This window comes from Azotobacter vinelandii CA, assembly GCF_000380335.1.
Lineage (GTDB): Bacteria > Pseudomonadota > Gammaproteobacteria > Pseudomonadales > Pseudomonadaceae > Azotobacter > Azotobacter vinelandii.
In genome coordinates, this window is record NC_021149.1 from 1,546,824 (window position 1) to 1,573,437 (window position 26,614).

At 63.6% G+C, this 26,614-nt stretch carries 21 protein-coding genes; 20 read left to right on the forward strand and 1 reads right to left on the reverse strand.

Features of this window, described 5'->3' with window-relative positions:
* Nucleotides 1-46: 46 nt before the first annotated feature.
* Nucleotides 47-1,384 carry a TRZ/ATZ family hydrolase gene (locus AVCA_RS07185; RefSeq protein ID WP_012700208.1) on the reverse strand — a complete coding sequence of 446 codons (1,338 nt, stop codon included), beginning with the start codon at nt 1,382-1,384 and terminating at the stop codon, nt 47-49.
* 162 nt (nt 1,385-1,546) lie between these two features.
* Between AVCA_RS07185 and AVCA_RS07190 the strand changes: the two genes are divergently transcribed.
* The 20 genes from AVCA_RS07190 (at nt 1,547) to AVCA_RS07285 (ending at nt 26,608) form a co-directional block, all read left to right on the forward strand.
* Nucleotides 1,547-2,767 carry an RNA-guided endonuclease InsQ/TnpB family protein gene (locus AVCA_RS07190; protein WP_012700209.1) on the forward strand — a complete coding sequence of 407 codons (1,221 nt, stop codon included), beginning with the start codon at nt 1,547-1,549 and terminating at the stop codon, nt 2,765-2,767.
* A 293-nt stretch (nt 2,768-3,060) separates the two neighbouring features.
* On the forward strand, nt 3,061-4,206 hold the full coding sequence (locus AVCA_RS07195; protein ID WP_012699782.1) for an IS481-like element ISAzvi11 family transposase: 1,146 nt from the start codon (nt 3,061-3,063) through the stop codon (nt 4,204-4,206).
* A 741-nt stretch (nt 4,207-4,947) separates the two neighbouring features.
* Entirely contained in the window at nt 4,948-6,024 is a 1,077-nt protein-coding gene (mtnA, locus tag AVCA_RS07200; RefSeq protein ID WP_012700210.1) for an S-methyl-5-thioribose-1-phosphate isomerase, read from the forward strand.
* A gap of 141 nt (nt 6,025-6,165) precedes the next feature.
* The gene (gene gyrA, locus AVCA_RS07205; protein ID WP_012700211.1) at nt 6,166-8,898 is read left to right on the forward strand and encodes a DNA gyrase subunit A; all 2,733 of its coding nucleotides are present in this window, start codon (nt 6,166-6,168) and stop codon (nt 8,896-8,898) included.
* 79 nt (nt 8,899-8,977) lie between these two features.
* On the forward strand, nt 8,978-10,063 hold the full coding sequence (serC, locus tag AVCA_RS07210; protein ID WP_012700212.1) for a 3-phosphoserine/phosphohydroxythreonine transaminase: 1,086 nt from the start codon (nt 8,978-8,980) through the stop codon (nt 10,061-10,063).
* Complete coding sequence (gene pheA, locus AVCA_RS07215; protein ID WP_012700213.1) at nt 10,063-11,160, forward strand: prephenate dehydratase; 1,098 nt, start codon at nt 10,063-10,065, stop codon at nt 11,158-11,160. Before serC ends, pheA begins: the two co-directional genes overlap by 1 nt.
* 93 nt (nt 11,161-11,253) lie before the next feature.
* Nucleotides 11,254-12,366, forward strand: a complete 1,113-nt coding sequence (gene hisC / locus AVCA_RS07220; protein ID WP_012700214.1) for a histidinol-phosphate transaminase — start codon at nt 11,254-11,256, stop codon at nt 12,364-12,366.
* Entirely contained in the window at nt 12,359-14,617 is a 2,259-nt protein-coding gene (locus AVCA_RS07225; protein WP_012700215.1) for a bifunctional prephenate dehydrogenase/3-phosphoshikimate 1-carboxyvinyltransferase, read from the forward strand. Before hisC ends, AVCA_RS07225 begins: the two co-directional genes overlap by 8 nt.
* Entirely contained in the window at nt 14,614-15,303 is a 690-nt protein-coding gene (cmk, locus tag AVCA_RS07230; protein WP_012700216.1) for a (d)CMP kinase, read from the forward strand. Before AVCA_RS07225 ends, cmk begins: the two co-directional genes overlap by 4 nt.
* Before the next feature lie 119 nt (nt 15,304-15,422).
* Nucleotides 15,423-17,102, forward strand: a complete 1,680-nt coding sequence (gene rpsA / locus AVCA_RS07235; RefSeq protein ID WP_012700217.1) for a 30S ribosomal protein S1 — start codon at nt 15,423-15,425, stop codon at nt 17,100-17,102.
* A gap of 317 nt (nt 17,103-17,419) precedes the next feature.
* On the forward strand, nt 17,420-17,698 hold the full coding sequence (gene ihfB, locus AVCA_RS07240) for an integration host factor subunit beta (RefSeq protein ID WP_012700218.1): 279 nt from the start codon (nt 17,420-17,422) through the stop codon (nt 17,696-17,698).
* Between the two features lie 149 nt (nt 17,699-17,847).
* A complete protein-coding gene (locus AVCA_RS07245; protein ID WP_012700219.1) occupies nt 17,848-18,147 on the forward strand; it encodes a lipopolysaccharide assembly protein LapA domain-containing protein in 300 nt (99 codons plus the stop codon).
* 365 nt (nt 18,148-18,512) lie between these two features.
* Complete coding sequence (locus tag AVCA_RS07250; RefSeq protein WP_236616356.1) at nt 18,513-19,964, forward strand: MBL fold metallo-hydrolase RNA specificity domain-containing protein; 1,452 nt, start codon at nt 18,513-18,515, stop codon at nt 19,962-19,964.
* A 238-nt stretch (nt 19,965-20,202) separates the two neighbouring features.
* Nucleotides 20,203-20,724, forward strand: a complete 522-nt coding sequence (gene rfaH, locus AVCA_RS07255; protein ID WP_175555960.1) for a transcription/translation regulatory transformer protein RfaH — start codon at nt 20,203-20,205, stop codon at nt 20,722-20,724.
* Nucleotides 20,725-20,952: 228 nt separating this feature from the next.
* The gene (gene rfbB, locus AVCA_RS07260; RefSeq protein WP_012700222.1) at nt 20,953-22,008 is read left to right on the forward strand and encodes a dTDP-glucose 4,6-dehydratase; all 1,056 of its coding nucleotides are present in this window, start codon (nt 20,953-20,955) and stop codon (nt 22,006-22,008) included.
* Entirely contained in the window at nt 22,005-22,904 is a 900-nt protein-coding gene (rfbD, locus tag AVCA_RS07265) for a dTDP-4-dehydrorhamnose reductase (protein WP_012700223.1), read from the forward strand. Before rfbB ends, rfbD begins: the two co-directional genes overlap by 4 nt.
* Nucleotides 22,905-22,997: 93 nt before the next feature.
* Nucleotides 22,998-23,879, forward strand: a complete 882-nt coding sequence (gene rfbA, locus AVCA_RS07270; RefSeq protein ID WP_012700224.1) for a glucose-1-phosphate thymidylyltransferase RfbA — start codon at nt 22,998-23,000, stop codon at nt 23,877-23,879.
* Nucleotides 23,879-24,427, forward strand: coding sequence for a dTDP-4-dehydrorhamnose 3,5-epimerase (rfbC, locus tag AVCA_RS07275; protein ID WP_012700225.1), 549 nt, complete (start codon nt 23,879-23,881; stop codon nt 24,425-24,427). Before rfbA ends, rfbC begins: the two co-directional genes overlap by 1 nt.
* Nucleotides 24,424-25,263 (forward strand): ABC transporter permease, encoded by an 840-nt coding sequence (locus AVCA_RS07280; protein ID WP_012700226.1) that lies wholly within the window; start codon nt 24,424-24,426, stop codon nt 25,261-25,263. Before rfbC ends, AVCA_RS07280 begins: the two co-directional genes overlap by 4 nt.
* Entirely contained in the window at nt 25,253-26,608 is a 1,356-nt protein-coding gene (locus tag AVCA_RS07285) for an ABC transporter ATP-binding protein (RefSeq protein WP_175555959.1), read from the forward strand. The genes AVCA_RS07280 and AVCA_RS07285 overlap by 11 nt, the downstream gene beginning before the upstream one ends.
* Nucleotides 26,609-26,614 lie beyond the last annotated feature (6 nt).

Sequence of the window (26,614 nt, forward strand, 5' to 3'; positions counted from 1 at the left end):
TCGGGGGCGTGGAGGCCGTGCCCTGTGTCGGTTTGTCGCGGAGCGGTCAGCGGGCGCCGTCCGAGGCTCCGATGCGCCGGCTCCATTCGCGAGCCTTGTCCTTCAGGCGCTCCTCGTCCAGGCGGGTCAACTGGCCGTTGTCCAGCAATTGCCGGCCACCGACCCAGAGGTGCCGCACGCAGTCCCGGCCGCTGGCGTAGATCAGTTGCGAGACCGGGTCGTAGACCGGCTGCTGGGCCAGTCCGGAGAGGTCGAAAGCGACCATGTCGGCAGCCTTGCCGGGCTCCAGGGAACCGGTCTCGGTCTCCAGCCCCAGGGCGCGGGCACCGTTCAGGGTGGCCATGCGCAGCGCGCGGTGGGCGTCCAAGGCGGTGGCCGAGCCGGCCACCGCCTTGGCCAGCAGAGCCGCGGTGCGGGTTTCGCCGAGCAGATCGAGATCGTTGTTGCTCGCCGCGCCGTCGGTGCCGACGGCCACGTTCACGCCGGCCTGCCAGAGACGCTCCACCGGGCAGAAGCCGCTGGCCAGCTTGAGATTGGACTCGGGGCAGTGGATCACGCTGCTGTTGCTCTCCACCAGCAGGGCCAGGTCCTGGTCGTCGAGCTGGGTCATGTGCACCGCCTGGAAGCGCGGGCCGAGCAGGCCGCAGCGCGCCAGGCGGGCCAGCGGCCGCACGCCGTCGCGTTCCAGGGCGCGGGCGATCTCGTGGGAGGTTTCGTGCACGTGCATTTGGATTAGCGCATCCAGCTCCTCGGCGAGCACCCGTATCCTCTCCAGGGTTTCGTCGCCCACCGAATAGGGGGCGTGGGGGCCGAAGGCGACGTGGATCCGCGGGTGATGGCGGAGATCCTCGAGCAGCTCGACGCCCTTGCGCAGCGCCTCGCCGGCATCGCGGGCGCCAGGAGTCGGGAAGTCCAGCACCGGGATGCACAGTTGCGCGCGGATACCGCTCTGGTGGATGGGGTCGCTGGCGATTTCCGGATGGAAGTACATGTCGGAAAAGCAGCCGATGCCGCCCTTGAGCTGCTCGGCGATAGCCAGTTCGGTGCCGTCGCGGACGAATTCCTCGCATACCCAGCGAGCCTCGGCCGGCCAGATGTGCTTTTCCAGCCAAGTCATCAGCGGCAGGTCATCGGCCAGGCCGCGGAACAGGGTCATCGCGGCATGGCCGTGAGCGTTCACCAGGCTGGGGGCGAGGAGCATGCCGGGCAGTTCGCGGGTTTCCCGGGCGGCATGGCGCAGCGCGGCGTCGCGGGGGGCGAGCAGGGCGATGCGGCCGTCGCGGATGCCCAGGGCATGATCGTGCAGCACGACACCGGCGGGCTCGACCGGCACCAGCCAGGTCGGCAGGAGCAGGAGGTCGAGCGGAGCGGTGGCGTCAGACATGGCGGGATCCTTGTCGATTGGTACAGGAAGGGCGCAGTAGTATAGGGTCTGTTGAGGTTTTGACCCAGTGCGCGGCAAGCCTCGGCCTTCAGGCCGGAGAAGGATAGCGCGGGGCGCGGAGCGGCCCTATACTCGCGCCTGTACGGATAGACAGTCCTTTCCATGCTTCGACTTCAAGCCTTCAAATTCGAATTGATGCCAACCGGCGAACAGCAGCGCCAGATGCGCCGCTTCGCTGGCTCGTGCCGGTTCGTGTTCAACAAGGCATTGGCGTGGCAAAAGGAACGCTACGAACAGGGCGAATCGAGGCTCGGCTATGCCGGTCTATGCAAGCGGCTCACGGAATGGCGGCATGATCCGGAGACGGCCTGGCTGGCGAATGCGCCGGTTCATCCGCTGCAACAGGCACTCAAGGACCTGGAGCGGGCCTACGCCAACTTCTTCGCCCAGCGGGCCGACTTTCCGCGTTTCAAGAAGAAGGGCCAGCGCGACAGCCTCCGCTACCCCGACCCGAAGCAGATCAAGCTCGATCGGGCCAACAGCCGAATCTTCCTGCCGAAACTCGGCTGGCTGCGCTACCGCAACAGCCGGGAAGCGCTCGGCATGGTGAAGAACGTCACCGTCAGCCAGTCGTGCGGCAAGTGGTACGTGAGCATCCAGACCGCGCGCGAGGTCGAGCAACCCCTTCCCGACGGAGCGGCTGTCGGTATCGACATGGGCATAACCCGCTTCGCCACGCTCTCGGACGGCACGTTCTACGCACCGCTCAACAGCTTCAAGCGGCATGAGAAACGACTGCGCAAGGCGCAGCGGGCGATGAGCCGCAAAACCCGATTCAGCAACAACTGGAAGAAGGCGAAAGCCCGCGTCCAGCGTATCCATTCCCGGATCGGCCATGCCCGCCGCGACTACCTGCACAAGATCTCGACCACGATCAGCCAAAACCACGCGATGGTGTGTATCGAGGACTTGCCGGTGCGGAACCTGTCCAGGTCGGCGGCAGGCACAACCGAAGTACCGGGCAGAAACGTTCGGGCCAAGTCCGGCCTGAACAAATCCATCCTCGACCAGGGCTGGTTCGAGTTCCGCCGTCAACTGGACTACAAGCTGGCGTGGAACGGCGGCTGGCTCGTTGCCGTGCCGCCACGGAACACCAGCCGCACCTGCCCGTGCTGCGGGCATGTGTCGGCGGACAACCGGCAGAGCCAGGCCCGGTTCGAGTGCGTGGAGTGTGGTTTCGAGGAAAACGCCGATGTGGTCGGCGCGATCAATGTGTCAAGGGCGGGACACGCCCGGTTCGCCTGTGAAGTGAGCGGTGTGGTAAGGCCGCCAGCAGCAGGAACCCACCGAAGCGACTCAGGAATGGCTCGATGCCGCGCTTGAGCGCCGTAGGAATCTCCGGCCTTCAGGCCGGGGAGGAGGTCAAGTGAGCCGCGTTGCCGCGCCGAAACCTCGACAGGCAGGGCAATCGCATGAAATGCCCGCTCCATACCGGACTGGAAAGAAAGATTGTGTGAGCCTTGGCATGGCTGCTTGCCGAGTGCTCCGACACTCCCTGTTTCGGCCCCCCGGCCGAGTCACTTTTTCTTGTCTGGCTGTACAGACCGGAGACCTAGGTGACAGGTGTGCGGGGACATGGTTGACACTTTCGGCAGTGACCTGCCGAGCCAACGACCATGCCCTGGAACATTCAAGACACCATGAACCTACGAGAAGAATTTGTCCTGCTGGCCCAGCAGGAAGGCAGCAACCGCCGTGAGTTGTGCCGACGCTTCGGGATCAGCCCGCAGACTGCGTACAAGTGGCTGGTCCGATATGAACAGCAAGGGCGTGCCGGCCTGGCCGACCTTTCCAGGCGCCCCAAGACCAGCCCACACCTGACATCGCCCAGTCTGGAAGCCCGGGTGGTGGAGCTGCGCCAGGCCCATCCGTGCTGGGGTGGACGTAAGCTGAGTCGGCGCTTGCAAGACCTGGGGCATCCAGCCTTGGCGCCAAGCACCATCACCTCTATCCTGCACCGTCACGGACTGATCGATCCCCTGGCCTCAGAAGCGGCCGTGCCCTGGAAACGCTTCGAGCACGCGGCACCCAACGATCTGTGGCAAATGGATTTCAAAGGGTATTTCCAGACATCCGAAGGCCCCTGTCATCCACTGACCGTGCTGGACGACCACTCGCGTTTCAACCTGGGCCTGCGGGCCTGCGCCTGTCAGCGCCATGGCACCGTGCAGGGTGAACTGATCGGCATCTTCGAGCGCTATGGCTTGCCGGTACGGATCAACACGGACAACGGCGCCCCTTGGGGTGCCTCGCGCCAACCGGGGCAATTGACCGAACTTGCCATCTGGCTGATCCGGTTGGGCATCCGCCTGAGCTTCAGCCGTCCTCGTCACCCGCAAACCAACGGCAAGGATGAACGCTTTCACCGCTCACTCAAGGCCGAAGTCCTCAATGGCCGCAGCTTCCACACCCTGCACCAGGCCCAGGAAGCCTTCGACAACTGGCGTGTGGTCTACAACCACCAGCGACCCCACGAAGCCCTTCGGATGGTCACGCCTGTCACACGCTACCGAGTCAGCCCACGGACTTATCCTGTACAACTGCCCACCATTGAATACGGGCCGGACGATACCGTGGTGACAGTGAAGGCGCTTGGGGCGATCAGGTTCAAAGGACGCAGCTACAAACTCTCCAATCCACTGCGCGACCAGCCGGTGGCCATCCGTCCGAGCGGCGATACCGACGGCTTATACGACGTGTACTTCGTCCATCACAAGCTGGTGCAGATTGACCTGCGGGAGTTAGCCAAAACTGACGCATAATCCGTCAACCATGTCCCCGCACATGTGTCCACCATGTCTCCGGTCCGTACATCTGGCCAAGAAAAAGTAACCCAAAAGAAGGCCACCCCCTCATCCGGCCCTGCGCTTCGCTCCGGGTTCCCTCCCTGCGTCGTCGCTCCAGGGGCACGTCCCGAAAGGCCATCCATGGCCCTCGGGCCTTTCGCCGCATCCCTGCGGCTCATCCCCTTGCGCGACGACTCCGCTCGGCCTCCTGAAGGGGGCATCCGGCGCGGCCTGACAGGCCGTGCCACAGGAAGAGCAAAAGCGCTTTCAGGCAGCTCGGAACCGACTCCCGTTCAGGAGGCCGAGCGCAGGTGTCGCGGAGGGGGACGCGAGGCAGGACGCCGAGCGAGTCGCGAAGGGACAGGGACGTCCCTTCGCGACGTGCCCCCGGAGCGGCGCCGGAGCGAGGGAACCCCGGCGCAGCCGGGGCCGAATGATCGGGCGCGCTTTCTCTTTGGTTACTTTCTCTTTCGCGCGAGCAAAGAGAAAGTGACTCGGCCGGGGGGCCGAAACAGGGACTGTCCGGCCCCTCGGCAAGCAGCCGATGCACCGGATCTGGAGACCACGCCGGAACGGACCAGGCACACAATCTTTCCAGTCCGATATCAGGCGAGCGCTTCATGCGATTGCCCTGCCTCGACAGGCCCTGGTCGAGCACCCTTTCGTTCCGCTCGCTATAATCCGCCCCTTTTCGTTTCCTGAACTGCGAGGTGTCCCATGCGCGAGCGATTGCTGGCTGCGGAAAAAATCAAGGCCATCGAATGGCGGGATGGCACTTTGCATCTGCTCGACCAGCGCCTGCTGCCCCAGGAAGAGCGCTGGCTCTCCTACGATAGCGCGTCGGGCGTGGCCGGGGCGATCCGCGACATGGTGGTGCGCGGCGCTCCGGCGATCGGCATCAGCGCCGCCTATGGCGTGCTGCTGGGCGCCCGCCGGCGGCTGGCGGCCGGCGGCGACTGGCGGGCGGCGCTGGAGGAGGATTTCCGGGTGCTGGCCGAATCGCGGCCGACCGCGGTCAATCTGTTCTGGGCGCTGGACCGGATGCGCGAGCGCCTGGCGCGCTTGAAGGACGGCGAGGACGCGCTGGTCGCGCTGGAGGCCGAGGCTGTGGGCATCCACGAGAGCGATCGCGAGGCCAACCTGACCATGGCCCAGCTCGGCCTCGAACTGATCCGCAAGCACAGCGGCAGTCCCCAGGCGCTACTGACCCACTGCAATACCGGCGCGCTGGCCACCGGCGGCTTCGGCACCGCCCTCGGCGTGATTCGCGCGGCCTGGTTGGAAGGTCTGGTCGACCGGGTCTATGCCGACGAGACCCGGCCCTGGTTGCAGGGCGCACGCCTGACCGCCTGGGAGCTGGCCGAGGAGGGGATTCCCGTGAGCCTGAATGCGGATGGCGCGGCCGCCCACCTGATGAAGACCAAGGGCATCACCTGGGTGATCGTCGGCGCCGACCGGATCACCGCCGAGGGCGATGTGGCCAACAAGATCGGCACCTATCAACTGGCGGTGGTGGCCATGCACCATGGAGTGCGCTTCATGGTCGTGGCGCCCAGTTCCACCATCGACATGTCGCTGCACAGCGGCGAGGATATCCCCATCGAAGAGCGTGACGGGCGCGAGCTGCTGGAGATCGGCGGCAAGCGCGTGGCTGCCTCGGTGGAGGCGGTCAACCCGGTGTTCGACGTCACGCCGGCCGACCTGATCGATGCCATCGTCACCGAGCGGGGCGTGGTCGAGCGGCCGAACGCGGCCAAGATGGCCGAGCTGATGAGCCGCAAGCGGCTGCACTGAGCAGGCCTCGGCAGGGGCGGGCCGGCGCGGCGTTCCGGCCTCCGCTCGCCGCGTACGGCGTGCAGCCGGCGGTGGCTCCCCTGTGTTACCATTCCGCGCTTAAACGCAGGACACTGCTGACGTAAAAGGAACCCGGCTTCCATGGGCGAACTGGCCAAAGAAATCCTCCCGGTCAATATCGAAGACGAGCTGAAACAGTCCTACCTCGACTACGCTATGAGCGTGATCGTCGGACGTGCCCTGCCGGATGCGCGCGATGGGCTGAAGCCGGTGCATCGCCGCGTGCTGTTCGCCATGAGCGAGCTGGGCAACGACTGGAACAAGCCGTACAAGAAATCCGCCCGCGTGGTCGGCGACGTCATCGGTAAGTACCACCCGCACGGCGACACTGCGGTGTACGACACCATCGTGCGCATGGCCCAGCCGTTCTCCCTGCGCTACCTGCTGGTCGACGGCCAGGGCAACTTCGGCTCGGTGGACGGCGACAACGCCGCGGCCATGCGTTACACCGAAGTGCGCATGGCCAAGCTGGCCCATGAACTGCTCGCCGATCTGGACAAGGAAACCGTCGACTGGGTGCCCAACTACGACGGCACCGAGCAGATCCCGGCGGTGATGCCGACCAGGATTCCCAACCTGCTGGTCAACGGCTCGTCGGGCATCGCCGTGGGCATGGCCACCAATATCCCACCGCACAACCTCACCGAGGTGATCGACGGCTGCCTGGCGCTGATCGACGATCCCGAACTGACCATCGACCAACTGATGCAGTACATCCCCGGTCCGGATTTCCCCACGGCGGGGATCATCAACGGCCGCGCCGGCATCATCGAGGCCTACCGCACCGGCCGCGGGCGCATCTACATCCGTGCCCGCGCCGAGATCGAGGATATCGACAAGGTCGGTGGCCGCCAGCAGATCGTCGTCACCGAGCTGCCCTACCAGCTCAACAAGGCGCGGCTGATCGAGAAGATCGCCGAACTGGTGAAGGAGAAGAAGATCGAGGGCATCACCGAACTGCGCGACGAGTCCGACAAGGACGGCATGCGCGTGGTAATCGAGCTGCGTCGCGGCGAGGTGCCCGAGGTGGTGCTCAACAACCTCTATGCCCAGACCCAACTGCAGAGCGTGTTCGGCATCAACGTGGTGGCCCTGGTCGACGGTCAGCCGCGGCTGCTCAACCTCAAGGACATGCTCGAGGTGTTCGTCCGCCACCGCCGTGAGGTGGTGACCCGGCGGACCGTCTACGAGCTGCGCAAGGCCCGCGAGCGCGGCCACATCCTCGAAGGCCAGGCGGTCGCGCTGTCCAACATCGACCCGGTGATCGAACTGATCAAGGCATCGCCGACTCCGGCCGAGGCCAAGGAGCGTCTGATCGCCACCGCCTGGGCCTCCAGCGCGGTGGAGGCCATGGTCGAGCGCGCCGGCGCCGATGCCTGCCGTCCGGAGGAGCTGGGTCCGCAATACGGCCTGCGCGACGGCAAGTATTACCTGTCGCCGGAGCAGGCGCAGGCCATCCTCGACCTGCGTCTGCACCGCCTGACCGGCCTGGAGCACGAGAAGCTGCTCGCCGAATACCAGGAAATCCTCGGCCAGATCGGCGAACTGATCCGCATCCTCACCAGCCCCGAGCGGCTGTTGGAGGTCATCCGCGAGGAGCTGGAGAAGATCAAGGCCGAGTTCGGCGATGCGCGGCGCACCGAGATCGTCGCCTCCCAGGTGGATCTGACCATCGCCGACCTGATCACCGAGGAAGAGCGCGTGGTGACCATCTCCCACGGCGGCTACGCGAAGAGCCAGCCGCTGGCCGCCTACCAGGCCCAGCGCCGCGGCGGCAAAGGCAAGGCGGCCACCGGGGTCAAGGACGAGGATTACGTCGAGCACCTGCTGGTCGCCAACAGCCATACCACCCTGCTGCTGTTCTCCAGCAAGGGCAAGGTCTACTGGCTGAAGACCTACGAGATTCCCGAGGCGTCGCGCACCTCCCGCGGACGGCCGCTGGTCAACCTGTTGCCGCTGGACGAGGGCGAGGGCATCACCGCCATGCTGCAGGTCGACCTGGAAGCGCTGCAGCAGCAGAATGGCGCCGACGACGAGCTGGACGAGGCCGAGGGCGCGCTGCTCGAAGGCGAGGTGGTCGAGACCGCCGAGACCGAGGAGGTCGAGGGCGAGACCGCCGAGCTGGTCGCCGAGCCCACCGGCGCCTACATCTTCATGGCCACCGCCTTCGGCACCGTGAAGAAGGTGCCGCTGGTGCAGTTCAGCCGTCCGCGCAAGGCCGGCCTGATCGCCCTGGATCTCGTCGAGGGCGATACCCTGATCGCCGCCGCCACCACCGACGGCGCCAAGGAGGTCATGCTGTTCTCCGACGCCGGCAAGGTGATCCGTTTCGCCGAGCGCGTGGTGCGCACCATGGGCCGCAATGCCCGTGGTGTGCGCGGCATGAAGCTCGGCAAGGGCCAGCGGCTGATTTCCATGCTGATCCCCGAATCGGGCGCGCAGATCCTCACCGCTTCCGAGCGCGGCTACGGCAAGCGCACCCCGCTGAGCAAGTTCCCGCGCCGCGGCCGCGGCGGCCAGGGGGTGATCGCCATGGTCACCAACGAACGCAACGGCGCGCTGATCGGCGCGGTGCAGGTGCGGGAGGGCGAGGAGATCATGCTGATCTCCGACCAGGGCACCCTGGTGCGCACCCGCGTCGACGAGGTTTCCTCGCTGGGGCGCAACACCCAGGGCGTGATGCTGATCAAGTTGGCCAGGGACGAGACGCTGGTCGGCCTGGAGCGGGTGCAGGAGCCTTCGGACAACGGCGACGAGCTATTCGACGACGAGGAGACGACTCCGGCGGGCGTGGCGGAAGGTGGCGAGGATTGAGCGGCGCGGACCGCCCAACGGTATAGACAGTAGGCCGGAGCCCTTGGGTGGCGGCCATCGGTGAACGAGAGAGACAGACGTGAGCAAGCGAGCCTTTAACTTCTGCGCCGGCCCGGCCGCGCTTCCCACCGCGGTGCTCGAGCGCGCCCAGGCCGAATTTCTCGACTGGCAGGGCAAGGGCCTGTCGGTGATGGAGATGAGCCATCGCAGCGACGAGTACGTGGCCATCGCTGCCAAGGCCGAGCAGGATCTGCGCGATCTGCTGGGTATCCCGTCGAACTACAAGGTGCTGTTCCTGCAGGGCGGCGCCAGCCAGCAGTTCGCCGAGATTCCGCTGAACCTGTTGCCCGAGGGTGGCGTCGCCGACTACGTCGACACCGGCATCTGGTCGCGCAAGTCCATGGAGGAGGCGCGCCGCTTCGGCACCGTCAACGTCGCCGCCAGCGCCAAGGCCTACGACTACTTCGCCCTTCCCGGGCAGAACGAGTGGCGGCTGTCGAAGGACGCCGCCTACCTGCACTACGCCAGCAACGAGACCATCGGCGGCCTGCAGTTCGACTGGGTGCCGGAGACCGGCGAGGTGCCGCTGGTGGTGGACATGTCCTCGGACATCCTGTCCCGGCCGATCGATGTGTCGCGGTTCGGCCTGATCTACGCCGGCGCGCAGAAGAACATCGGTCCCAGCGGCCTGGTGGTGGTGATCGTGCGCGAAGACCTGCTCGGCCGCGCGCGCAGCGTCTGCCCGACCATGCTCGACTACAAGGTCGCCGCCGACAACGGCTCCATGTACAACACCCCGGCGACCTTCTCCTGGTACCTGTCCGGGCTGGTCTTCGAATGGCTGAAGGAGCAGGGCGGCGTCGAGGCCATGGCGCAGCGCAACCGTGCCAAGAAGGATCTGCTCTATGGTTTCATCGATGGCAGCGGGTTCTACACCAACCCGATCGCCGTCGACGCCCGCTCCTGGATGAACGTGCCGTTCCGCCTGGCCGACGAGAAGCTGGACAAGCCCTTCCTCGCCGGCGCCGAGGAGCGCGGCTTGCTCAACCTCAAGGGGCATCGCTCGGTCGGCGGCATGCGCGCCTCGATCTACAACGCGGTCGGCCTGGACGCGGTGGAAGCTCTGGTGGCCTACATGGCCGAATTCGAGAAGGAGCACGGTTGATGAGCGACCAGGATCAGCTCAAGGCTCTGCGCGTACGCATCGACAGCCTCGACGAGAAGATCCTCGAGCTGATCAGCGAGCGTGCGCGCTGCGCCGAGGAAGTGGCGCGGGTGAAGATGGCCTCGCTCAAGCCCGGCGAGTCGCCGGTGTTCTACCGGCCCGAACGCGAGGCCTGGGTGCTCAGGCACATCATGGAAATCAACAAGGGGCCGCTGGGCAACGAGGAGGTCGCCCGGCTGTTCCGCGAGATCATGTCCTCCTGTCTGGCCCTGGAACACCCGCTCAAGGTCGCCTACCTCGGTCCGGAAGGCACCTTCACCCAGGCCGCCGCGCTCAAGCACTTCGGCCATGCGGTGATCAGCCTGCCCATGGCGGCGATCGACGAGGTGTTCCGCGAGGTCGCCGCCGGCGCGGTCAACTTCGGTGTGGTGCCGGTGGAGAATTCCACCGAGGGGGCGGTCAACCACACCCTGGACAGCTTTCTCGAGCACGACCTGGTGATCTGCGGCGAGGTGGAGCTGCGCATCCACCATCATCTGCTGGTCGGCGAAAACACCAGGACCGACAAGATTTCGCGCATCTATTCCCATGCCCAGTCGCTGGCGCAATGCCGCAAGTGGCTGGATGCGCACTACCCGAGCGTCGAGCGCGTGGCGCTGTCGAGCAACGCCGACGCGGCCCGCCGGGTGAAGAGCGAATGGAACAGCGCGGCTATCGCCGGCGACATGGCGGCCCAGCTCTACGGCCTGACCAAGCTCGCCGAAAAGATCGAGGATCGTCCGGACAATTCCACGCGCTTTCTGATCATCGGCAACCAGGAAGTGCCGCCGATCGGTGACGACAAGACCTCGATCATCGTCTCGATGAACAACAAGCCCGGGGCCCTGCATGCGCTCCTGATGCCCTTCCACGAGAACGGTATCGACCTGACCCGCATCGAGACCCGTCCTTCGCGCAGCGGCAAATGGACCTACGTGTTCTTCATCGACTTCGTCGGTCACCGCCACGACCCGCTGGTCAAGAGCGTGCTGGAGCGGCTCAGCCAGGAGGTCGTGGCGCTCAAGGTGCTCGGTTCCTATCCCAAGGCAGTACTGTGATTGCGGCCGCCGCGCGCGCCCGGGAACCGGCCATCGGCGTACCGCTGTCCGGCCGGCCACGCAGTTCGCGGTTTCATGCTCGAGGCTTGATTCATGACCTGTGATTTCCTCGCCCTGGCCGTGCCGGGCGTGCAGAAGCTGTTTCCCTACGTGCCGGGCAAGCCGGTGGATGAACTGGCGCGCGAGCTGGATCTCGATCCGGCCGGCATCGTCAAGCTGGCCAGCAACGAGAACCCGCTCGGTCCGAGCCCCAGGGTGCTGGAGGCGCTCCGCGGCGAACTGGCGGAACTGACCCGCTATCCCGACGGCAGCGGCTACCTGCTCAAGGCCAGGCTGGCCGAGCGCTGCGGCGTGGCGACCGCGCAGATCACCCTGGGTAACGGCTCCAACGACATTCTCGATCTGGTCGCCCGCGCCTGGCTGGCGCCCGGATTCAACGCGGTGTTCAGCGAGCACGCCTTCGCCGTCTACCCGATCTCCACCCAGGCGGTGGGCGCCGAGGGGCGGGCGGTGCCGGCGAAGGACTACGGTCATGACCTGGAGGCGATGCTGGCCGCCATCGACACCGATACCCGCGTGGTGTTCCTCGCCAATCCCAACAACCCGACCGGCACCTGGTTCGGTCCGGATGCTTTGGAGCGCTTCCTCGCCCGGGTGCCGGCGCAGGTGCTGGTAGTTCTCGACGAGGCCTACATCGAGTACGCGTCGGGCGACGATCTGCCCGACGGGCTCCGCTATCTGGCCCGTTATCCGAACCTGCTGGTTTCGCGCACCTTCTCCAAGGCCTATGGCCTGGCCGCCCTGCGCGTCGGTTACGCCGTATCCGCGCCCGAGGTGGCGGCCGTGCTGAACCGCGTGCGCCAGCCGTTCAACGTCAACAGCCTGGCCCTGGCCGCCGCCTGCGCCGCGCTGGAGGATGCCGCGTACCTGGCCGAAGGCCGGCGCATCAACGATGCGGGCATGGCTCAACTGGAGGCCGGGCTGAGCGGGCTCGACCTGTCCTGGATTCCCAGCAAGGGCAACTTCATCGCCGTCGATTTCGGCCGCGATGCCGCGCCGATCAACGCGGCATTGCTGCGCGAAGGGGTCATAGTGCGTCCAGTGGCCGGTTATGGCATGCCGACCTTCCTGCGGGTATCCATCGGTCTGCCGGAAGAGAACGCCCGCTTCCTGGCGGCGCTGCAGAAGGTTCTCGCCAGTGTCTGAGCATGCATTCCCGACTGCCGCCGCGACGCAGCGGAAAGAGCCCGGGGTCGGCCGCCTGGTCGTGGTGGGACTGGGGCTGATCGGCGGCTCCTTCGCCAAGGGGGTCCGCGAGCGTGGCTTGTGTCGCGAGGTCGTCGGCGTGGATCTGGACCCGCATACCCGCGAACTGGCCGTGGCCCAGGGTGTGGTCGACCGTTGCGAGGAGGACCTCGCCGTCGCCTGCCGGGGCGCGCAGGTGATCCAGCTCGCCGTCCCCATCCTGGCCATGGAGAAGCTGCTCGGCGTACTCGCCGGGCTCGCTCTGGGCGACGCCGTCATCACCGATGTCGGCAGCTCCAAGGGATATGTGCTGCAGGCGGCGCGGCGGGCCTTCGCCGGCCGGCCCTTGAACTTCGTGCCGGGCCATCCGATCGCCGGCTCCGAGCGCAGCGGCGTGGCGGCGGCCGACAGCGAACTGTTCCTCCATCACAAGGTCATCCTGACACCGGTGCAGGAGAGCGAGCCCCAGGCACTGGCGCTGGTCGACGGACTCTGGCGGGGGCTTGGGGCGGTGGTCGAGCGCATGGCCGTCGAGCGCCACGACGAGGTGCTCGCCGCCACCAGCCATCTGCCGCATCTGCTGGCCTTCGGCCTCGTGGACTCGCTGGCCAAGCGCAACGAAAACCTGGAAATCTTTCGCTATGCCGCCGGCGGCTTTCGCGATTTCACACGGATCGCCGGCAGCGATCCGGTGATGTGGCGCGATATCTTCCTCGCCAACCGCGAGGCGGTATTGCGCACTCTCGATGTCTTTCGCAGCGATCTCGACGCCCTGCGCGCCGCGGTCGACGCAGGGGACGGGCATCAGTTGCTGGGCGTATTCACCCGCGCCCGCGTTGCCCGTGAGCATTTCAGCAAGATACTGGCCCGTCGGGCCTATGTGGATGCCATGCACGATAACGACCTGATCTACCTGGCCCTGCCGGGCGGTCATGCCCGCGGACATATTCGTGTTCCCGGTGACAAGTCCATTTCTCACCGTTCGATCATGCTCGGCTCGCTGGCCGAGGGCACTACCGAAGTGGAGGGCTTTCTAGAGGGTGAGGATGCTCTCGCCACCATCCAGGCGTTCCGCGACATGGGGGTGGTCATCGAAGGGCCTCACCATGGCCGGGTGACCGTCCATGGTGTCGGCCTGCATGGCCTGAAGGCACCGCCGGGGCCGCTGTACCTGGGCAACTCGGGCACCTCCATGCGCCTGCTGTCGGGCCTGCTCGCGGCCCAGCCGTTCGACACCGTGCTGACCGGCGACGCCTCGCTCTCCAAGCGGCCGATGAACCGTGTGGCCAAACCCCTGCGCGAGATGGGGGCGGAGATCGAAGCCGGGCCGGAAGGGCGTCCGCCGCTGACCATCAAAGGCGGGCGCAGGCTCACCGGCATGCATTACCAGATGCCCATGGCCAGCGCGCAGGTGAAGTCCTGCCTGCTGCTCGCCGGCCTCTATGCCGGCGGCGAAACCTCGGTCAGCGAGCCGGCGCCGACCCGCGACCACACCGAGCGCATGCTGCGCGGTTTCGGTTACCCGGTGAAGGTCGAGGGCAGCAAGGTCACCGTCGAGTCCGGCCACAAACTGCAGGCGACCCAGATCGAGGTGCCGGCGGACATCTCCTCGGCGACGTTCTTCCTGGTGGCCGCAACCATCGCCGAAGACTCCGAACTGCTGCTCGAGCACGTCGGCATCAACCCGACCCGCACCGGGTCGATCGAGATCCTCAAGCTGATGGGGGCCGACATCACGCTGGAGAACCCGCGCGAGGTGGGGGGCGAGCCGGTCGCCGACATCCGCGTGCGCTCCGCGCGCCTGCAGGGCATCGAGATCCCCCTGGACCTGGTGCCGCTGGCGATCGACGAGTTCCCCGTGCTGTTCGTCGCCGCGGCCTGCGCCGAGGGACGCACCGTGCTGCGTGGCGCCGAGGAGCTGCGGGTCAAGGAGTCCGACCGCATCCAGGTGATGGCCGACGGTTTGCGGGCACTCGGCGTCAAGGCCGAGCCGACCCCGGACGGCATCGCCATCGAGGGCGGCCCGATCGGCGGGGGGGAGATATACAGCCACGGAGACCACCGCATCGCCATGTCCTTCAGCATCGCCTCGCTGCGTGCCAGCGCGCCGATCCGCATCCATGACTGCGCCAACGTGGCCACCTCCTTCCCGAATTTCATCGCCCTGGCCAAGCATGTCGGCATTCGCGTGGACGAGGAGGGGGTGTCATGAGCGTTCGTCCGGTCGTGATCACCATCGACGGCCCCAGCGGCTCCGGCAAGGGGACCGTGGCCGGCCTGCTCGCCAAGAGACTCGGCTGGAACCTGCTCGACTCGGGGGCCCTGTACCGTCTGCTCGCCTTCGCCGCGCGCAATCATGGTGTGGATCTGACCAACGAAGAAGCGCTCAAGGTGCTGGCCGCTCATCTGGACGTGCAGTTCGTCACCTCCACGGACCTGCACCCGCAGCAGATCATCCTCGAGGGCGAGGACGTCACCGATGCCATCCGCAACGAGCAGGTCGGCGCCGGGGCTTCCCAGGTCGCCTCGCTGCCGGCGGTGCGCGAAGCCCTGCTGCAGCGCCAGCATGCCTTCCTCGAGCCGCCGGGCCTGGTGGCCGATGGCCGGGACATGGGCACCGTGGTCTTTCCAGATGCCCCGCTGAAGGTCTTTCTCACCGCGAGAGCCGAGGAGCGGGCGCGCCGCCGCTACCAGCAGTTGAAGGAGAGTGGTGTCGATGCTAATCTGTCTAGTCTACTGGGCGAGATAAGCAAGCGCGACGAGCGCGACAGCCAGCGTGCCGTCGCCCCGCTCAAGGCCGCGCCGGACGCGATCCAGCTGGATTCCACGGAGCTCACGATCGAGCAGGTGGTGGAGCGCATCATGAGCGAAATCGCCGCGCGAGATCTCGCCGGATGATACACAAGGGCCGCAGAGAACCAGGCCTTGTACTGCGGACTTTTTAAAGAAACGAACCCACATTGTCTGGAATGTGGAGATGGGCGGGTTTCCTCCCGCCTCAATCGACAGGAATCAACATGAGCGAAAGCTTTGCAGAACTTTTTGAAGAAAGCCTGAAATCCCTCGACATGCAGCCCGGTGCCATCATCACCGGCATTGTGGTCGACATCGACGGTGACTGGGTTACCGTGCATGCCGGCCTGAAGTCCGAGGGCGTCATCCCGGTCGAACAGTTCTACAACGAGCAAGGCGAACTGACCATCAAGGTGGGTGACGAGGTTCACGTCGCGCTGGATGCAGTGGAAGACGGCTTCGGTGAAACCAAGCTGTCCCGCGAGAAAGCCAAGCGTGCCGAGTCCTGGCTGGTTCTGGAAGCTGCCTTCGCTGCCGACGAAGTCGTCAAGGGCATCATCAACGGCAAGGTCAAGGGTGGCTTCACCGTCGACATCAACGGTATCCGTGCGTTCCTGCCGGGTTCCCTGGTCGACGTCCGTCCGGTGCGCGACACCACCCACCTGGAAGGTAAAGAGCTCGAGTTCAAGGTCATCAAGCTCGACCAGAAGCGCAACAACGTGGTCGTGTCCCGCCGCAGCGTCCTGGAAGCCGAGAACAGCGCCGAGCGCGAGGCCCTGCTGGAGTCCCTGCAGGAAGGCCAGCAGGTCAAGGGTATCGTCAAGAACCTCACCGACTACGGCGCGTTCGTCGATCTGGGCGGCGTGGACGGCCTGCTGCACATCACCGACATGGCCTGGAAGCGCATCAAGCATCCGTCCGAGATCGTCAACGTCGGCGACGAAATCGACGTCAAGGTGCTCAAGTTCGATCGCGAGCGCAATCGCGTCTCCCTGGGCCTGAAGCAACTGGGCGAGGATCCATGGGTCGCCATCAAGGCCCGCTATCCGGAAGGCACCCGCGTCATGGCTCGTGTTACCAACCTCACCGACTACGGCTGCTTCGCCGAGCTGGAAGAGGGCGTGGAAGGCCTGGTGCACGTTTCCGAGATGGACTGGACCAACAAGAACATCCACCCGTCCAAGGTCGTTCAGGTCGGCGACGAAGTGGAAGTCATGGTGCTGGACATCGACGAAGAGCGTCGCCGCATCTCCCTGGGCATCAAGCAGTGCAAGTCCAATCCTTGGGAAGACTTCTCCAGCCGTTACAACAAGGGCGACCGCATCACCGGTACCATCAAGTCGATCACCGATTTCGGCATCTTCATCGGCCTGGAAGGCGGCATCGACGGTCTGGTCCACCTGTCCGACATCTCTTGGAACGAGCAGGGCGAGGAAGCCGTGCGCCGCTTCAAGAAGGGCGATGAACTGGAAACCGTCATCCTCTCCGTCGATCCGGAGCGCGAGCGCATCTCGCTGGGCGTCAAGCAACTGGCGGACGATCCGTTCTCCAGCTACGCCTCCCTCAACGAGAAGGGCAGCATCGTGCACGGCACCGTGAAGGAAGTCGATGCCAAGGGCGCGATCGTCGACCTGGGCAACGATATCGAAGCTGTGCTGAAGGCGTCCGAAATCAGCCGCGATCGCGTCGAAGATGCCCGCAACGTGCTGAAGGAAGGCGACGAGGTCGAAGCCAAGATCATCAGCATCGATCGCAAGAGCCGTGTCATCAGCCTGTCGATCAAGGCCAAGGACGTGGACGACGAGAAGGACGCCATCAAGGAACTGCGCAAGCAGGAAACCGAGGCGCCCGGCCCGACCACCATCGGCGACCTGATCCGTGCTCAGATGGGCAACCAGAGCTGAGTTCGGTGGTGCGTTGAATGAAAAGGGCGACTTCGGTCGCCCTTTTTCGTTGTGGGTCGCAAGGATGGCTGGAGCCTCCAGTCTGCGGAAGCGGATTTATCCGCGGTGGAGCGCAAACCAGAACCGAATTCGCCCCCGCCAAGGTGCTATCGACCTCCTTTTCCTGGGCAAGGTCCCGAAAGGGGCTATCGTCCTGATTCCTTTCTTTCCGCGTGCCCGTCATTGCCGGGTTGTGCTCCGGGCTGTTCAAACTCTGTTCAGCATGCTAAAACCCAAGCACTATTTTGATCTAGCCGCTTGAAAACGAAGGGAAAACCATGACCAAGTCGGAGTTGATCGAGCGCATCGTCACTCAGCAGGGGCAGTTGTCCGCAAAGGATGTGGAACTGGCCATCAAGACCATGCTGGAGCAAATGTCGCAGGCTCTGGCCACCGGGGATCGCATTGAAATCCGCGGTTTCGGCAGTTTCTCGCTGCACTATCGGGCGCCACGCGTCGGCCGCAATCCGAAAACCGGACAGACCGTTCGCCTCGATGGCAAGTTCGTGCCGCATTTCAAACCCGGCAAGGAGCTACGCGATCGCGTCAATGAATGAAATGACTATGTCATGCTCGAATGCCGGGACGGTACACTGAGCGACTTCGGAATTGGTTCGTCCGCACAGCGGATCGTCGCATCACCCTGGTGCGACAGGTTGTCCGGATAGAGCGAACGAAAGTGTAGTCATCACGAGAGAACTGCCTCATGCGTCACTTGAAACGAATCTTGCTGGGATTGATCCTGCTGCTGGTAGCCGCCGCCACGCTGGTGTTCGTACTGGAAAACCGCCAGGTCGCGACGCTGGTGCTCTTCGGCTGGACTACGCCACAACTGCCGATGGCCGTCTTCGTTTCCGCCGCCCTGCTGTTGGGGCTGCTGGCCTCGCCGCTGCTGGGAATGCTGTTCTACGGCCGTCTGAGAATGCAACTGGCCTCCCGTCAACGCCAACTGGTGGAGTGCCAGAAAGAGCTGGCCCGGTTGACGGAGCAGCCGACTGCGGACTAGCCGGGATATCTCCCTTTTAAAGCAGGATGGCAGGAGCCGCGATGTCCTTCCGGTATAGGGGCTCCTGTCCCCCCTGGCCGATCGCCGTGTGCCCTGTCAAGGCTTGCAATCTTCTTTTTGTGCTGCACAATTCGCTCCTTCGATTTCATTGTGCCATCTGTCTTCAGGCTATCCGACTCTTTCTGAAGTCGCCGGTTTCGATGGTTCGGTTTCCGTTATCCGGACTCTGAAGGGTTCGCCGTTCTGGCAGCCCTGGCGAGAGATGAGCCTGGGCTGGCGTTCCGGTGCTTTGGCCAGAGCAGCCTGCTCGGCAGGATGTCGGGCATGGCGTGGCAAATGGAAGTGTCGAGCTGAAGGAGCGAGCAGTGTCATACCCGGAAATTCTTCACCACGGCGCCACCCAGGGCGTCACTGGTTCCTGCCATCAGTTGCTGATGGATGCGCAGCACAGCCTGCTGATCGACTGCGGCCTGTTCCAGGGGGCGGAAACCTCCGCCGAAGGTCGGGCCGGAGCCGGCAGCCTGGCCATCGACTTTGCGCTGGATACCGTCAAGGCACTGATAGCGACCCATGTGCACGTCGATCATGTCGGACGGATTCCCTATCTGCTGGCGGCTGGCTTCAAGGGGCCGATCCTCTGCAGCGAGCCTTCGGCCAGGCTGCTGCCCATCGTTCTGGAAGATGCCTTCAAGCTGGGCGTAAGTAGCGACCAGCGACAGGTGGAGCGTTATCTCGAATTGATCGGGCAGCGGTCGATCGCCTTGCCCTACAAGCACTGGTTCACCCTGGCGGATACATCGACGCTGCTCTGCAGGATTCGCCTGCAGCGGGCTGGTCACATCCTCGGCTCGGCCTACGTGGAGATCGACCTGACTTACAAAGCCATTGGCCGCAAGCGCCGCATCCTCTTCTCCGGCGACCTGGGAGCCCCCCATGCGCCGTTGCTGCCGGCGCCGCGGCCGCCTTACCGGGCCGATACCCTGGTCATCGAGAGCACCTACGGCGACCGTTTGCACGAAGATCGCCGCAGCCGTCGGCAACGTCTCGAAACGATGATCGAACAGGCGCTGGCCGACCGGGGCAGTGTACTGATTCCGGCCTTCAGCATCGGGCGAACGCAGGAGCTGTTGTACGAGCTGGAAGAGATCATTTATCGCAAGACTCGATCCCGTCCGGCAGCAAGGGAGGCGGATGTCCGGTCATCCAGCCACGCCGACTGGCCGCAGCTTCCCATCATTCTCGACTCCCCCCTCGCCAGCCGTTTCACCCAGGCCTATCGCGAGCTGCAACCCTTCTGGGACCGGGAGGCCACCAAGCGGGCCAGGTCGGGGCGACAGCCGCTGGGCTTCGAGCAATTGATCACGGTGGAAAATCACGCCGATCACCTGCGCATGGTCGAGCATCTGGCTAGCACCGCCCGCCCGGCCATCGTCATCGCCGGCAGCGGCATGTGCACCAGCGGGCGCATCGTCAACTACCTGAAAGCCATGCTGGGAGATCGTCGGCACAATATACTCTTCGTCGGCTACCAGGCCATGGGCACGCCCGGGCATGCTATCCAGAAATATGGGCCACGGGGCGGTTACGTGGACCTGGACGGCGAGCGCCTCGAGATCAGAGCCGGGGTCGCCACCCTGGGCGGCTATTCGGCCCATGCCGATCGGCAGGGACTGGTGAGTTTCATCACCCGGATGCGCGAGTGGCCGGACGAGATACGCCTCGTCCATGGCGAGGCCGACGCCAAGCGTGCGCTCGGTGCCGAACTGCGGCGGCGTTATGCGGAAAAACAGAAGAGGGTGAGCATTATTACCCCCTGAGGATGTCGTGAGGATGGATTGGATGGGCAAAGCAAGTGCTTAAAGAGACTGTAGGAGCGAATTCATTCGCGATTGCCAAGGGGCCATACTGCTTCTGGCCCTGTCGGCGGGTCCGCCTGGTACATGGGATGTGTTGCTATTGGAGCGAGTGAAGTCTGTGGAGCGTAGCCAGGAACCTCGATGAATTGAAAAGCCCTGCAATGGTCAGGTCTGAGTCAAAGGCGGGGTGACATGGAATATGAATATTCGTACTGCGGGCGACATATGCGAAGTGCGTAATGGCAAAGCGTGGTATCTCGTGCAGTGCAAGCCTCGTCAGGACGAGCGTGCCGAAGACAATCTGAAGCGCCAGGGTTATGAATACTTTCGTCCACAATGCCTGCGGGAGCGCCTGATGCATGGCGCTCTGCGGGTCCAGAGCGAATCGTTGTTCCCCGGTTATCTGTTCATCCGCCTGGCTGCCGATGCCAACTGGGCTCCGCTGCGCTCGACTCGCGGGGTGAGTCGTCTGGTCAGCTTCGGCGACATGCCGCTATCGGTTAGTGACGAGTTGGTCGCCGAGCTGCAACGACGCATCGAGTCATCGCCCGAGCCAGCTCTGAAGCCTGGCGACAGGGTACGGATCATCGCGGGAAGCTTCACGGAGTTGGATGCCATCTTCCTGGCGCTGGATGGTGAGGAGCGGGTTACGCTATTGATGAGGTTGCTCCATCGCGAGCACCGATTGAGCCTGCCTTTGGCAGACATACGCAAATACTGATGATTCCCCGCTCGGCGATTGCTGGTTCGCGAGCGGTCGGCTCGTTGGGAAATCCCCCGCATTTTTTGCAGAACTGGCGGTCGAATTCAGGTTGGGCATTTCTGCGGACTGGCCCCGAGCGAGTATCGGCAAGCCGCATGACTCGCCGTTTCGATTGAGATAAAGCCGGTGTATTCCGGCAGACGCACCGGCATCATCGGCCGGGTGCATCGGGAGAGCTTTAAGGACATGACTATTCTGGTAACAGGCAGCGCAGGCTTCATCGGGGCGAACTTTGTCCTGGACTGGCTGCACCAGCATGACGAGGCGGTTGTCAGCCTGGATAAGCTGACTTATGCCGGTAATCTGGCCAATCTGAAAAGCCTGGAAGGCGATGACCGACATGTCTTCGTCAAGGGCGATATAGGCGATTCGAAGCTGGTCGCCGGGCTTCTGGCGGAATACCAGCCGCGGGCCGTCGTCAATTTTGCGGCGGAGTCCCATGTGGATCGCTCGATTCACGGTCCGGAAGACTTTATCCAGACCAACATCGTGGGAACCTTCCGGCTACTCGAAGCCGTACGTGTCTATCATGCTCAACTGCATGATGGTGCCGCTGCTTTCCGTTTCCTGCATGTCTCGACGGACGAAGTATACGGCTCGCTGGAGCCCACCGACCCGGCGTTCACCGAGCGGAACCGCTACGAACCGAACAGTCCCTACTCGGCCTCCAAGGCCGCTTCTGACCATCTGGTTCGAGCCTATCACCATACTTATAAGCTGCCGGTGTTGACCACCAACTGCTCGAATAATTATGGACCGTATCATTTCCCGGAAAAGCTCATCCCGCTGATCATTCACAACGCATTGTCAGGCAAGCCCCTGCCCATTTACGGCGATGGCCAGCAAGTCCGTGACTGGCTGTACGTGAAAGACCATTGCAGCGCGGTTCGCCGGGTGCTGGAAGCGGGGAAACTGGGTGAAACCTATAACGTCGGAGGATGGAACGAAAAGACCAACCTCGATGTGGTGCATACCCTTTGCGATATCCTCGACCAGGAGCGGCCGCGTGGCGACGGCCGGAGCTATCGCGAGCAAATCACCTTCGTCAAGGATCGTCCCGGACACGATCGTCGCTATGCCATCGACGCGACCAAGCTCGAGCGCGATCTGGGCTGGAAACCGGCGGAAACTTTCGAAAGCGGCATTCGCAAGACCGTTCGCTGGTATCTGGACAACCAGGGCTGGGTCGAAAATATCACCAGCGGTGCTTACCGCGACTGGGTGAGCAAACACTACCAATGAAAATCCTGCTACTGGGAGCCAACGGTCAGGTTGGCTGGGAACTGCAACGGGCCCTGGCGCCGTTGGGGCGGCTGGAGATCTGCGATCGTCTCCGGGCCGATCTGGACAGGCCGGAAAGCCTGGCCGCGCTGGTCGAGCGAATTCAGCCGCAGGTCATCGTCAATGCCGCCGCCTATACCGCCGTGGACAAGGCCGAATCCGACGCGGCTCGCTCGCGTCGGGTGAACGCCGAATCGGTGGAAGTGCTGGCGGATGCCGCGCGAAGTTGCGATGCCTGGCTGGTGCATTACTCGACCGACTATGTGTTCGATGGCTGCAAAGCCGCGGCCTATACGGAAGATGACCCCGTGGGGCCGCTGAGCGTCTACGGGCAGACGAAGCTGGAGGGCGAACAAGCTATTCAGGCTTCCGGGTGCAAGCACCTGATCCTGAGAACCAGTTGGGTGTACGCCGCACGCGGCAGCAACTTCATCAAGACCATGCTGCGCCTGGCCGCCGAGCGCGAAGAACTGCGTGTGATCGCCGATCAGATCGGAGCACCGACCAGCGCCGAACTGATCGCCGATGTGAGCGCTCTGCTTTTGTATCGGTTGAGGCATGATCGGGCATTGGCCGAGCAGGCAACGGGGGTCTATCACCTGACTGCCGCCGGCGAAACCAGTTGGCATGGCTACGCGCGTTTCGTCGTGGCCAAGGCTGCCGCATTGGATATGTCACTCAAGGCGGGGCCCGACGACATCCATGCGATCGGTACCGCCGATTACCCGCTGCCGGCCCGGCGCCCGGCCAACTCCCGGCTCGATACCGGCAAACTCCGACGTACCTTCGATCTGCATCTTCCACAGTGGGAATATCACGTCGAACGCATGCTGCACGAGCTCCTCGCCAAACCATAGGGGCTGGCTCGCCTGTATTGCCCGGCCATGGGCCGGGCACTGCCGAAGGGGCATGCGCCTCATACCCGCTCGATACTTGACAGACACAAGCTCATGAAACGTAAAGGCATCATCCTCGCCGGTGGCTCCGGTACCCGTCTGCACCCGGCCACCCTGGCCATATCCAAACAATTGTTGCCCGTCTACGACAAGCCGATGATCTACTACCCGCTGAGCACCCTGATGCTGGCCGGTATCCGTGACATCCTGATCATCTCCACCCCGCAGGACACCCCGCGTTTCACGCAACTGCTGGGGGATGGAAGCCAGTGGGGACTCAATCTCGCCTATGCGGTGCAGCCATCCCCGGATGGCCTGGCGCAAGCGTTCCTGATCGGCGAGGAGTTCCTCGGCAAGGCTCCGTCCGCGCTCGTGCTGGGTGACAACATTTATTACGGCCACGATTTCCAGGATCTTCTGCGCAACGCCATGGACCGCGAGCAGGGTGCCAGCGTATTCGCTTACCACGTATACGATCCCGAGCGCTATGGGGTCGTGGAGTTCGATGCGCAAGGGAAAGCCGTCAGCCTGGAAGAGAAGCCGGCACAGCCCAAGTCCAACTATGCGGTCACCGGGTTGTATTTCTACGACCATCAGGTGGTCGATATCGCCAAGAGCATCAAGCCTTCCGCCCGCGGCGAACTGGAAATCACCGATCTCAATCGCATCTACCTGGAGCAGGGCTCGCTCTCGGTGGAAATCATGGGTCGCGGTTACGCCTGGCTGGATACCGGCACCCATGACTCGTTGCTCGAAGCCGGTCAGTTCATCGCTACCTTGGAAAGCCGCCAGGGACTGAAGGTCGCCTGTCCGGAAGAAATCGCCTTCCGGCAGAAGTGGATCGATGCCGAACAACTGGAAAGGCTTGCCGAACCCCTGTCGAAGAATGGTTATGGCAAATACCTCAAACGCATCCTGGTGGAGACGGTTTACTGATGAACGCCACCCCGCTCGATATTTCCGGTCTGGTCCTTTTCGAACCCAAGGTGTTCGGCGATGACCGTGGTTTCTTCTTCGAAAGCTACAACCAGCGGCATTTCGAGGATGCCGTCGGTCGCGCGGTGAATTTCGTCCAGGACAATCATTCCCGCTCCGCGCAAGGGGTGTTGCGGGGACTGCACTACCAGTTGCCGCCCCATGCCCAAGGCAAGCTGGTGCGGGTCGTACAGGGTGAAGTGTTCGATGTCGCCGTGGATATCCGCAAGTCGTCGCCTACCTTCGGGCAGTGGGTCGGGGTGCTGCTATCGGCGGAAAACAAGCGGCAATTCTGGATTCCGGAAGGCTTCGCGCATGGTTTCGTGACGCTTTCGGAGACTGCCGAGTTCCTCTACAAGACGACCGACTACTACGCCCCGGACAGCGAACGAAGCATTCTCTGGAACGATCCCGCATTGGCGATCGACTGGCGCGGCATCGAGGCTCCGCTGCTTTCCGGCAAGGACCAGAAGGCTCCGCTGCTCGCCAATGCCGAGGTTTTCCCATGAACCCGCATGCGGCGCAGCCGACTTCGCTGCTGGCCTTCGCACACAGCCTGTGGAGGCATCGGCTGTTGATCCGGCAAATGACCCGGCGTGAGGTGATCGGCCGCTATCAGGGGTCTTTCCTGGGCCTTGGCTGGTCCTTTCTCAACCCCTTGCTAATGCTGTGCGTCTATACCTTCGTGTTCTCGGTGGTCTTCAAGGCGCGCTGGGGTGTGGCTCCGGAGGGCGGCGAGGAAAGCAGGTCCATGTTCGCCATCGTGCTGTTCGTCGGCATGATCGTGCACACGCTGTTCGCGGAAATCCTCAACCGCGCGCCCGGACTCATCATCGGCAATGTCAATTACGTCAAGAAAGTCGTTTTTCCCCTGGAGATACTGCCGGTAGTCTCGACCGGCGCAGCGCTGTTCCATGCCCTGGTCAGCCTGATGGTCTGGCTGCTGGCCTATTGGCTGTTCATCGGCACGCCGGACTGGCAGGTACTGTTGTTTCCTGTCGTCATGTTGCCATTGGTGGTGCTGGCGCTGGGACTCGCCTGGTTTCTTGCCTCGCTGGGAGTATTCCTGCGCGACGTGGGGCAGACCGTGACGATCGTCACCACCATCATGATGTTCCTGGCGCCGGTATTCTTTCCGGTGGACAGCTTGCCGGAAGAGTTCCGTCCGCTGATCATGGCCAATCCGATCACCTTCATCATCGAGCAGGCGCGCGGTGTCCTGATCAGGGGGCAGTTGCCGGATTTCGTCGGCCTGTTCTGGTACTTTGCGGCCGCCTCGATCGTAATGTGGGCCGGCTTCGCCTGGTTCCAGAAGACCCGTAAAGGATTCTCCGATGTGCTCTGATGTGGCGATCAAGGTCGAAAACCTGAGCAAATGCTTTCATATTTACGACAAGCCCCGCGACCGCCTGCTGCAGATGCTTTGCCGGGGAAGGCGACGGTTCTTTCGCGAGTTCTGGGCATTGCGGGACGTGGCATTCGACATAAAAAAGGGCGAAACGGTTGGTATCGTCGGCCGTAATGGCAGCGGCAAGTCCACGTTGCTGCAGATCATCTGCGGCACCCTGACACCCACCTCCGGCCGGGTGCGAACCGATGGGCGTGTCGCCGCCCTGCTGGAGTTGGGTTCGGGATTCAACCCCGAATTCAGTGGGCGGGAGAACGTCTACATGAATGCGGCGGTGCTGGGCCTGTCGAAAGAGGAAACCGATGCCCGCTTCGCCGAGATCGAAGCCTTTGCCGAGATCGGCGATTTCATCGACCAGCCGGTCAAGACTTATTCCAGCGGGATGATGGTGCGGCTGGCCTTTGCGGTGGCGATCAATGTCGATCCGCAAATCCTTATCGTCGACGAAGCATTATCGGTGGGCGACGAATTGTTCCAGCGCAAATGTTTCGCAAGGATCGAAGCCATCAAGGCCAGTGGCGCGACCATCCTTTTCGTATCGCATGCCGGCACTACTGTCATCGAGCTTTGCGACCGTGCGATTCTGATGGATGGCGGCGACAAACTTGCCGAAGGATTGCCCAAGGCGATCATCGGCAAGTATCAGAAGCTCCTTTATGCGCCGGCGGGCAAGGTCGAGGCGATTCGTGCCGCGATCGCTGGCGATGGCCACAAGGAATCCCTGTTCGCCGAAACTTCGACCGTGTCGCCGGAAACCCTGGAGCAAGGGCGAGCCGAGCCTGAACTGGATGAATGCTTCGATCCGAATCTGCGTTCGCAAAGCGTATTGTCCTACGAGTCCCATGGGGTACTCATCGAGGCGCCGCAAATTCTCGATCTTGCCGGCGAGCCGGTGAATTGCCTCAAGAGCGGCAAAACCTATCGCTATACCTACCGGGCGAGCTTTGCCGTCGGCGCTACCGGAGTCCGCTTCGGCATGATGATCAAGACCCTGGCTGGGGTCGAATTGGGTGGGGCGGCCAGTGCAGCCAGCCTGCAAGATGCCATTTCCCATGTGGAGAAAGGGACGGTCATCCAGGTCGAGTTCGCATTTCAGTGCAATCTCAACCCGGGCACTTACTTTCTGAATGCCGGCGTACTCGGCGCGACAGCAGAAAGCGAGACCTATCTGCATCGTTTGCTGGATGCCTGCCTGTTCCGCGTATTATCGTCGGCGGACAAAACGGCTACTGGCGCTGTGGATTTCAAGTGTGTCCCAGACTTCACTATTTCGAATGAATGAAAGATC

What these genes read in the sequence shown, in the direction of transcription:
- rfbC (WP_012700225.1), top strand. Translation starts at nt 23,879, where the DNA reads ATGAACGCCACCCCGCTCGATATTTCCGGTCTGGTCCTTTTCGAACCC.
- pheA (WP_012700213.1), top strand. Translation starts at nt 10,063, where the DNA reads ATGAGCGACCAGGATCAGCTCAAGGCTCTGCGCGTACGCATCGACAGC.
- rfbB (WP_012700222.1), top strand. Translation starts at nt 20,953, where the DNA reads ATGACTATTCTGGTAACAGGCAGCGCAGGCTTCATCGGGGCGAACTTT.
- rpsA (WP_012700217.1), top strand. Translation starts at nt 15,423, where the DNA reads ATGAGCGAAAGCTTTGCAGAACTTTTTGAAGAAAGCCTGAAATCCCTC.
- gyrA (WP_012700211.1), top strand. Translation starts at nt 6,166, where the DNA reads ATGGGCGAACTGGCCAAAGAAATCCTCCCGGTCAATATCGAAGACGAG.
- AVCA_RS07195 (WP_012699782.1), top strand. Translation starts at nt 3,061, where the DNA reads ATGCCCTGGAACATTCAAGACACCATGAACCTACGAGAAGAATTTGTC.
- rfbD (WP_012700223.1), top strand. Translation starts at nt 22,005, where the DNA reads ATGAAAATCCTGCTACTGGGAGCCAACGGTCAGGTTGGCTGGGAACTG.
- rfaH (WP_175555960.1), top strand. Translation starts at nt 20,203, where the DNA reads ATGAATATTCGTACTGCGGGCGACATATGCGAAGTGCGTAATGGCAAA.
- cmk (WP_012700216.1), top strand. Translation starts at nt 14,614, where the DNA reads ATGAGCGTTCGTCCGGTCGTGATCACCATCGACGGCCCCAGCGGCTCC.
- AVCA_RS07185 (WP_012700208.1), bottom strand. Translation starts at nt 1,384, where the DNA reads ATGTCTGACGCCACCGCTCCGCTCGACCTCCTGCTCCTGCCGACCTGG.
- AVCA_RS07285 (WP_175555959.1), top strand. Translation starts at nt 25,253, where the DNA reads ATGTGCTCTGATGTGGCGATCAAGGTCGAAAACCTGAGCAAATGCTTT.
- AVCA_RS07190 (WP_012700209.1), top strand. Translation starts at nt 1,547, where the DNA reads ATGCTTCGACTTCAAGCCTTCAAATTCGAATTGATGCCAACCGGCGAA.
- AVCA_RS07245 (WP_012700219.1), top strand. Translation starts at nt 17,848, where the DNA reads ATGCGTCACTTGAAACGAATCTTGCTGGGATTGATCCTGCTGCTGGTA.
- AVCA_RS07280 (WP_012700226.1), top strand. Translation starts at nt 24,424, where the DNA reads ATGAACCCGCATGCGGCGCAGCCGACTTCGCTGCTGGCCTTCGCACAC.
- hisC (WP_012700214.1), top strand. Translation starts at nt 11,254, where the DNA reads ATGACCTGTGATTTCCTCGCCCTGGCCGTGCCGGGCGTGCAGAAGCTG.
- ihfB (WP_012700218.1), top strand. Translation starts at nt 17,420, where the DNA reads ATGACCAAGTCGGAGTTGATCGAGCGCATCGTCACTCAGCAGGGGCAG.
- rfbA (WP_012700224.1), top strand. Translation starts at nt 22,998, where the DNA reads ATGAAACGTAAAGGCATCATCCTCGCCGGTGGCTCCGGTACCCGTCTG.
- mtnA (WP_012700210.1), top strand. Translation starts at nt 4,948, where the DNA reads ATGCGCGAGCGATTGCTGGCTGCGGAAAAAATCAAGGCCATCGAATGG.